We start from the raw sequence: 1,654 nt of genomic DNA on the forward strand, positions 1-1,654 counted from the left end.
CTCCCCGCCTGCGGCGGGACTCCCCCTTGGCAGGGGGAGAGTTTTTTGCGTGCAGCAACGGCGCGCGCGGCGCAGGCAGGGAGCCGCCACCACACTTTGGGAGCAAAAAACAGTTCTTGATTTTTTCTTCATTGTTTATCAGAATTCTCTATTGTAGATAGGTTATCTAACTTTGCTTAGGTTTTTAGGAGCAGAATCAGCTGGGATTACCGCTGCGCGGGCGGCTCCGGGAAGGTGCCGCCACGTCAAAAACTCCCCTCCTTTTTAAGGAGGGGTGGCGCGTAGCGCCGGGGTGGTTATGGGGAATTTTAACCCCCTCCCCGCCTGCGGCGGGACTCCCCCTTGGCAGGGGGAGAGTTTTGGGCGTGCAGCAACGACTGCCTGCCGCGACGCGCGCGGCGCAGGCAGGGAAGCCGCCGCCACACTTGTTTATTTATACAAGTTCTGGCATAAACGGGCGCATGAAGCCGTTGAAATTTATCGGTTCCAGCCTGGACGATCTGCGTAAAATGCCCGCCTCGGTGCGTCACACCTTGGGCATTGAGTTGATGACCATCCAGTACGGTGGCAACCCAAGCAACTTCAAACCGATGAAGTGCGTTGGTGCAGGTGCCTATGAAATTCGGCATCGAGAGCCCAGCGGCGCATTCCGGGTGATTTATGTCGCCAAACAAGACGATGCCGTTTACGTCCTGCACGCATTCCAGAAAAAGTCGCAAAAGACTACAAAGAACGATATCGACTTAGCCGCAAAACGTTACAAACTGATTGGAGAAGCACTGTGAACGATAACGACACCCGTATCATTGAAAGTAGCGGCAATGTCTTCGCTGATCTCGGCTTTGATCCTGCTGAGGCTGAGGTGATGAAACTGCGTACTGAGATCATGATTCGCACGGTTCAACATCTTAAATCACAGGGCTGGACACAGGCTGAGGCGGCACATCACTTAGGTATCACCCAGCCCCGAGTGTCGCGACTGCTCAAGGGCAAGGTGGAAGATTTTAGTTTGGACATGTTGCTGACCTTGGCCACACGCGCAGGTCTTCATCCTGAGCTGCGTCTGTCTGCGTAATGCCAATTTTACGAAAAGCCTTTATGGAACGGTGACCAACGTGGCGGAATCATCCTGATGCCGCACAAAAAAGCGACGGCTAGAAGCCGCCACTACGTCAAAAACTCCCCTCCTTTTTAAGGAGGGGAGGTGCGTAGCGCCGGGGTGGTTATGGGTTATTTTGACCCCCTCCCCGCCTGCGGCGGGACTCCCCCTTGGCAGGGGGAGAGTTTTGTGCGTGCAGCAACGGCGCGCGCGGCGCAGGCAGGGAGCCGCCACCACACTTTGGGAGCAAAAAACAGTTCTTGATTTTTTCTTCATTGTTTATCAGAATTCTCTATTGTAGATAGGTTATCTAACTTTGCTTAGGTTTTTAGGAGCAGAATCAGCTGGGATTACCGCTGCGCGGGCGGCTCCGGGAAGGTGCCGCCACGTCAAAAACTCCCCTCCTTTTTAAGGAGGGGTGGCGCGTAGCGCCGGGGTGGTTATGGGGAATTTTAACCCCCTCCCCGCCTGCGGCGGGACTCCCCCTTGGCAGGGGGAGAGTTTTGGGCGTGCAGCAACGACTGCCTGCCGCGACGCGCGCGGCGCAGGCAGGGA

Annotated in this window: 2 protein-coding genes; both read left to right on the plus strand. The window is 55.8% G+C overall.

The window, feature by feature from the left end; translation table 11 throughout:
* Window positions 1–365 precede the first annotated feature (365 nt).
* Window positions 366–785: a type II toxin-antitoxin system RelE/ParE family toxin gene (locus THISIDRAFT_RS07695; protein ID WP_246585350.1), complete on the plus strand. Its 420-nt coding sequence runs from the start codon at window positions 366–368 to the stop codon at window positions 783–785.
* Window positions 782–1,075 (plus strand): helix-turn-helix domain-containing protein, encoded by a 294-nt coding sequence (locus THISIDRAFT_RS07700; RefSeq protein WP_006788268.1) that lies wholly within the window; start codon window positions 782–784, stop codon window positions 1,073–1,075. Before THISIDRAFT_RS07695 ends, THISIDRAFT_RS07700 begins: the two co-directional genes overlap by 4 nt.
* The last annotated feature ends 579 nt before the right edge of the window (window positions 1,076–1,654 follow it).

It is taken from the genome of Thiorhodospira sibirica ATCC 700588 (assembly GCF_000227725.2).
GTDB lineage: Bacteria > Pseudomonadota > Gammaproteobacteria > Ectothiorhodospirales > Ectothiorhodospiraceae > Thiorhodospira > Thiorhodospira sibirica.